This is a genomic window from uncultured Sulfitobacter sp. (assembly GCF_947500075.1).
Taxonomy (GTDB): Bacteria; Pseudomonadota; Alphaproteobacteria; order Rhodobacterales; family Rhodobacteraceae; genus Sulfitobacter.
Map to the genome: position 1 here is coordinate 21,745 of NZ_CANMQS010000016.1, position 6,489 is coordinate 28,233.

At 58.9% G+C, this 6,489-nt stretch carries 7 protein-coding genes; 2 read left to right on the forward strand and 5 right to left on the reverse strand.

What is annotated here, in order from left to right; all coding sequences use genetic code 11:
* The first annotated feature begins 122 nt into the window (after positions 1 to 122).
* A complete protein-coding gene (locus Q1A91_RS23380) occupies positions 123 to 617 on the forward strand; it encodes a DUF892 family protein (protein WP_299883235.1) in 495 nt (164 codons plus the stop codon).
* Positions 618 to 906: 289 nt separating this feature from the next.
* On the opposite strand, the gene Q1A91_RS23385 is transcribed toward Q1A91_RS23380, so the two are convergent.
* From Q1A91_RS23385 to Q1A91_RS23395, 3 genes are all read right to left on the reverse strand, one after another.
* Positions 907 to 2,148: a CoA transferase gene (locus Q1A91_RS23385; protein WP_299883238.1), complete on the reverse strand. Its 1,242-nt coding sequence runs from the start codon at positions 2,146 to 2,148 to the stop codon at positions 907 to 909.
* Positions 2,149 to 2,151: 3 nt separating this feature from the next.
* Positions 2,152 to 2,997 (reverse strand): MaoC family dehydratase N-terminal domain-containing protein, encoded by an 846-nt coding sequence (locus Q1A91_RS23390; protein ID WP_299883241.1) that lies wholly within the window; start codon positions 2,995 to 2,997, stop codon positions 2,152 to 2,154.
* A 385-nt stretch (positions 2,998 to 3,382) separates the two neighbouring features.
* Complete coding sequence (locus tag Q1A91_RS23395; protein ID WP_299883244.1) at positions 3,383 to 4,054, reverse strand: CatB-related O-acetyltransferase; 672 nt, start codon at positions 4,052 to 4,054, stop codon at positions 3,383 to 3,385.
* A 180-nt stretch (positions 4,055 to 4,234) separates the two neighbouring features.
* On the opposite strand from Q1A91_RS23395, the gene Q1A91_RS23400 reads away from it, so the two are divergent.
* The gene (locus Q1A91_RS23400) at positions 4,235 to 5,119 is read left to right on the forward strand and encodes a glycosyltransferase (protein ID WP_299883249.1); all 885 of its coding nucleotides are present in this window, start codon (positions 4,235 to 4,237) and stop codon (positions 5,117 to 5,119) included.
* A gap of 9 nt (positions 5,120 to 5,128) precedes the next feature.
* On the opposite strand, the gene Q1A91_RS23405 is transcribed toward Q1A91_RS23400, so the two are convergent.
* Together Q1A91_RS23405 and Q1A91_RS23410 are read right to left on the reverse strand one after the other, a co-directional pair.
* A complete protein-coding gene (locus Q1A91_RS23405; protein ID WP_299883252.1) occupies positions 5,129 to 5,689 on the reverse strand; it encodes a hypothetical protein in 561 nt (186 codons plus the stop codon).
* Positions 5,690 to 5,788: 99 nt separating this feature from the next.
* Entirely contained in the window at positions 5,789 to 6,319 is a 531-nt protein-coding gene (locus Q1A91_RS23410; protein ID WP_299883255.1) for a hypothetical protein, read from the reverse strand.
* Positions 6,320 to 6,489 lie beyond the last annotated feature (170 nt).

Below are 6,489 nucleotides of genomic sequence, written 5' to 3' on the forward strand. Positions count from 1 at the left end.
CCTGTAATCAAGGGCCATAAAACCCGTTCTCCAAATTTACCCGGCACTGCCGGAACAGGGGACAGGGGAAACGCGATAAACAAAAAACCAACGCGCGCTGCACCGCAGAAAGGCCCAAGTCAGTGACCCTCTATAACCTCAACCGGCTTTACCACCACCAGCTTCAAGATCTCTACAGTGCTTGCCAACAATCCATGGATGCTGCTGCCAAGCTTGCCGATGCCGCCTCCAACGAGGAGCTGAAAGATCTGCTGGTCACTGGGGCGAAAGGGTTCGGGGACGGGATGGAGAAACTGCGCTCAATCTGCGAGCTGCACCGCATCGACGCGGTTGGCGTCGACTGCAAAGGTGTCAGGGCGCTGATCACGGAAATGCAGTTTCAGGCTCTTGATGCTGAGTTCAGCGACGATGCCACGCGCGACACCATGATCATCATGAAGTACCAACGGATCGTTCACTACACCGTCACAGGGTATAGCTGTATCGTCGCCTTCGCGAACCGCCTTGAACTTGAGGAAGACGCGCGGGTTCTCAAGAAACAGCTCACCGAAATCAACGAAGGCGTGCGCCAGTTAAGCCGCGTGGCCAGTGGCTATCTGAATGTGGAAGCGGCGTAGGCGCCGCATTCTAGGGTCTGTTGACATTCAGCACAATTCACCAGTTTCAGTCCGAAATTGCTCAGGTCTAGGAACGGGAGCGCAGCAATAACGGGTTATTTCAAGCTCACGTGACGACGCCCTGGGCAATTTCGGCGAAACCGCTTCGCGGCGCGGCAGATTTTGCCCCCAGCGTCGCAGATTTGCCCTACCGATGACCCGCATCGCTGCGGTCAAATCAGCGCACTGGAGGCAAAATCTGTCTCGCGCTGGTGAACTGTGATGAATGTCAACAGACCCTAGTCCCCGGTCAGGCGGCGGAACGTCCCACCGCATAGTTTGGACTTTGCACAATGCCGGTATCGAACAGCCGGGAGATTTCCGTGTCCGTCATGCCGATCAGGTCTCCGAGGATCTCTTCGGTGTGCGCACCAAGAGCAGGCGCCTGCGCGGGTGCCTTGCGTGGATAGCCTGAAAACGTCATCGGAGAGCCGGGAACAGGGAATGTCCCAAGACCTGGCTGGTGCAGTTTTTCAAACATCGGGTTGGCAGGGCTGAGGTCTGCATCCTCAGCAACCGCTTCCTTGACCGTGCGGAACTGCGACCATGTCACCCCCGCCTCATCAAATAGCGTCGCGATCCGGTGTGATGTCTGCCCGGCAAACCAGGGCTTCAGCACATCGGTGATTTGATGGCGCAGGGTCCATCGGACACCTTCATCCTTCAGGTCCAGCCCGCTCGCCTCTGCCAGCGCCGCCATCTGCGGTCCGGTGCCGGTCACTTTGACCAACCCCGCCCACTGGCGCGCCGTCAGGCCGATGACCATGATCCGTTTGCCGTCTGCACAGACGAAGTCCTGACCATAGGCACCATAAAGCGCATTGCCCGCCTTGGCGCGTGGCGCATCGTTGACCACGGCATCGCCGATCATGCCCAGATGGCCCAGCGTTGCCGCAGCCACATCCTTCAGCGACAGTTCCACATCCTGACCCTGCCCGGTGCGCAGGCGATGCCGCTCTGCCGCGAGCAGAGCTGATACCACCATATTCCCGGCCACCAGGTCCCATGCCGGCAAGGCATTGGCCACGGGGCCGTCATGCCCTTCCGGCCCGGTGATGTCGGGAATCCCAAGCGCCGGGTTCACAGTATAGTCGACCTGCGGCCGACCGTGGCGATCTCCCATCAGGGTGACCATGATCAGGTCGCGGCGATGCTGGCTCAGCGTTTCATGGTCCATCCAGCCCCGCACACGCAGGTTTGTCAGGAACATACCTGCATCCTCTCCCGGCGCGGTGATGATCCGGGTGATCAGCTCTTTGCCCTCGGGCGATTTCATATCCACCGCGATGGAGCGTTTGCCCTTGTTCATCCCGGCCCAGAACAGGCTTTGCCCGGATGGCGCCACCGGCCAACGGCCTGCATCCAGACCCCCACCGATGCGGTCAAAACGGATCACATCCGCGCCCATCTGCGCCAGGGTCATTCCCGCAAGCGGCACAGCAACAAATGCCGACCCTTCAACGATGCGCATCCCTTTGAGAACCTGTGTCATCTTTTAAATCTCCCACATGGCGTTGGCTTGCATGCACTGATGTGCGCCGTTTGCGACTGTCGACAGGGACCATTCGGCGGCACTTTGCTTCGTGGCCACAGTCGTGATCTGATCGCTGGCGAAGGCCGGATGCACCCCCCGATAAGATAACACCGAGGGCGCGTGGCCCCGATGGCGCGTGGCCATGTCCATCAGCAGATTGGCCTGTAACGGTCCATGCACCACCAGATCAGGATAGTGTTCAACCTCCCGCGTGTAGGTGAGGTCGTAATGGATGCGGTGCGCATTGAAGGTGATGGACGAATACCGGAACAGCAGCGGCGTGCTCACCGCGATGTCCTCGCTCAGATCCGTTTCAGCAGGTGCCGGGATCGCCTTCGGCGCGCGGTAACTGTCAGGCATTTCCATATAGACGATGTCCTGCCGCTCGCGAATGGCCAGACCGTCGGATCCGCTGATCTCATGATCCAGACTGATCAGCACCATCTCACCGGACTTTGCCGATTTCTCCTGAATGTCGGCAATCCGCGACCGTTTCGTCAGTGTTTCCCCGACATGCAATGGTGCGAGAAACTCAAGGCTGCCCCCTGCCCACATACGGCGGTTCAGCCTTACGGGCGGCATGAAATCGCCCAGTCTGGGATGCCCATCCTCGCCCAGTTCTTCCATCGCCACGGCCGGCGGGAAAGCATACCAATGCCACAGATGCGGCAATCGCGCCGTCACTTGGGGTGCAGCAGTTCCGCGCTGTCCCAGAACGGCGTGGATCAATTCGGACTTCTGCTGTGAAATCCCGCCAAGCGTTGTTTCGCTCCGGTCGATCCATGCGCCCAAATTCACCTGATCCATTTTCGTCCTCCCGCATTCGTTGGACAAAAAATGAAGCAGTTTCAGAAAAAATCAAATGTTTTTAATGACTTAACGGTAGACAACGGTATACAATTACGACCCTTTGCACATGCAGCATTGCGCGCCTCCGTTGATATTCCAGCAACTTTCGCCGCTCTTCGCGGATGCAGCATGCGGGCAGGAGAACCCGAGATTTTTCAGCATACCATGGGGCACTGCGCGGATCTGGCGGTCACAGGTCCCGCGCGGCCTGTCAGAGGGCCCGTCCTACGGCTTTTGTGGTCCGCTGCACGGCTTACGCCCGAAGGCTCCATCCACCAGCGCCAACTTGAGCAAAAGCCAGAGCGTGCGGAACCGGGAAAGAACGCACCCTCAGCAGCACGGCCTAGCGTTCATTGCCCGTGGCCACGTGCTGAAGCGCGGCCACATGACCGCCTGCAATCTCTGCCTCATGGGCCAGGATCGTCTCAATCGACCAATCCCACCAGGCGATGTCCTCAAGCGTTTTGACATCCGCCGCGTCGAACCGCATTCGCACCACCGTCGCGGGGTTGCCTGCCACAATGCTGAAGGCCGGGACCTGCCCGCCCACCACAGCACCGGCACCGACGATCACACCGTTGCCCAAGTGTGCACCGGGAAGAATGCGCGCGCCCTGCCCGATCCAGACATCATTGCCAATGACCGTATCCGGCCCCTGCCCCGGCATGGAGGGCCGCCCCTCCCGTCCACCACCGCCAAAGATCGCAAACGGATAGCTGGAAATGCCATCATACCGATGGTTGGCCGATGCGGTGATGAACTGCACCCCATCCGCGATCTGGCAAAACTTGCCAATCACCAACCGCTCGGGACTGAACTCAAACAGGTAGGGCGCCAGCCGCGCCGCCCAATCCTCGGGCGGGTCAAAAGCGCTGGCATAGGTGTAGACCCCGACCTCGATCTGGCTGTGGCAGATCGCAGGTTTCAGGAACACTGTTCCCGGATGCGTGCTGCCATCAGGCAGCACAACCGGATGGGCCAGATCAGGGCGCGGAAAATCGACAGGTTTGGGCATGACATGTCCAGTATTGCACACAGGCGCTTTTAGGGCGCGACATCACAAATGAACAGAGCATCGCGCGCAACTCGGCAACACTCCACGCAAAGATCGCCACGTCGCCTTTCTTTACGAAATATGCTTGATTACGGTCTACTTAAGCTGGGTGAAACACAGCAACAAGATCAGGCAGACTTAATGAACGCAGACAAGATTCAAGCCCTCGGGGTGACCCGATGGTCCTACCCTTGTGGTCAGGAAGGGTTTCGCCGCGAGGGCAGCGATCTGGACGCCTTGCGCGCACAGCTCTACGCGCCGCACCGGCTGGATCACCGTGTCTTTTTGCTGGAACACGTGCTGCTGCCGTGCCTGAGAGCGCAGACGGACCCCGATTTCACCCATCTGTTCCTGATGGGTGACCAACTGCCCGATCCCTGGCGCAGCAAAATCCTCGCCCTGCTGGAAACCGTTCCCCAGATCAAACCGGTCTTCTGGCCCGAGGGCGAGGACATGCTGGAGGTTTGCCGCACCCTGATCCAGAGCCATGTGTCGCCCGATTGTGTCGCCACAGCGCAATACAGGCTGGATGATGACGATGCGGTTGCCATCGACTTCATCGCGCGCACCCGTGAGATATTTGTCAAAATGCGCAGCTTTTTCGAGGAAAGCGGACGTCTGGGCATCGATTTCTGCCGGGGCTTCATCATGCAGACCTCGGCAAAGGGCATTGAGATCAATCCGGTGTCCATGCGGTTCTGGGCGCCGGGACAGATGGTGTTCCTGCAACCTGACAGCAAAAGGTCACTCTTTGACTTCAACCATCTGCAAATCTGGCATCACATGCCAGCGATGACGTGGAACGAGACGCCGATGTTCATCCGCGGCGCACATCACGACAACGACAGCCACTTGGCCAGCTTTGCGCGCCGAACAAAGTCCTTCAAATTCCACCACGCACGTCCCACGCGGTACTTCAAGCGCCGGTTCGGCTTCGACCTGCGGCGCATGGCGGCAGAATGGGATGAACACGCGGCCTTCTTCATGGATGAAACACCGGAACCCCTCGCCAGGGACGCCTCCTGAGCGCGGCGGTCACATCATCTCTGCGGCGGCGGATTTCTCTGTGAAAACCCGGATGTAGTCACCGGGGGAAGACCCGGCCCAGTAGACCCAAAGACGATGGGGGTCTTCCGTATCGATCCAGACATAATCGCCCTCTTCCAGCCCGCGCAGTTCCGTCCCGATATAGGTGACTGCGGTGTTCGCCAGAAAGTCCGTTGCCGCCATGGTGTCCTGATACGCCGCCACGCCCAATATCGGCGCGTCAAAGTAGACATATCCTTGATGGATACCTGACAGGCTGTCAAAAAACACATAATGGCTTGCCACCACCGTGCCCTGCGGGATGAGCCCCATCTCACCCCCGATATCAACCCGAATGGGCGCTTCAAGCGTGATGTTCTGATCTTCGTCAAACGCATATAGATGGGGCGTATCAAAGGTATCAAACCCGACGGAGAAACGCTCAGAGCTGTCCAGCTTGATGAACCTGCCGTCCCCGGTCTGACGCAGGATTTCACCGTCAATGACAGTGGCACCGGCGATTGCCGGGGCACAGAACAGCGAAATGACGAAGGCGGAAATGGACCGCATGACAAAGACCTTTCGGGCAATCTGTCAGCAGCCTAGCCGCGGTGGCCCCGCCGTTCCATGAAAGAGGTGGGCGGTCACGAAACAGTGTAGGGCGATGCGCTACTCCTGACGGACCAGCAAGGTTTTGATCTCCCGCTCCACAACGCCATTGCGGATGCGCAGGAACACCAGATCAAGGCCTTGCTCTACAAGGGTACGATGAAACTCCTGCACCTCGTAATTCCCGGTTTCATTGATGAAGAGCGAGAAGACAGACATCACGTCCCCTTCAAAACGCGCCCAGACAAAGGGTTCGCCTTTCAGCGGGTCCAGCGGGCGGGATTGACCAAAAAGGTTCTGCGCCATCGCGGATTGGTAGATGCCGGGGCGCTCGCTGGGGGTGAATTCGATGCTGTAGGTCTTTTCCGTCGTGCGGCCATCGTCCTTGTAGGTCACCGATGTCCAGCTCAACATGAAGCCATCCTTGGCCTCTTCGATGGTGGTGCTCATGTCCCGACGGCGCAATTCGCCGTCGCTCATGAATTCCGCCTGACCGACAAAGGTCCCGACAAATCGCGCCGCCTCAGCCGTAAGGCCAACCGATGGCAACAGCAGTACAAACAGGAGGGCGAGCGGGCGGAGTAAGATCATGTGACGCATCATACAGGGTATATAAGCGTTTGTGCAGCGGCTTCCAGAGGTGCGGGCGTCTTTGGCGCGCATGTAGGGTGGGGGTCACCCCACCTGATGACGCAAAAGGCCGCAGCTTTTGTGCTGCGGCCTTTGGTGTTTTGTGGGGTGGTATAAGGTGGGTTGCACCC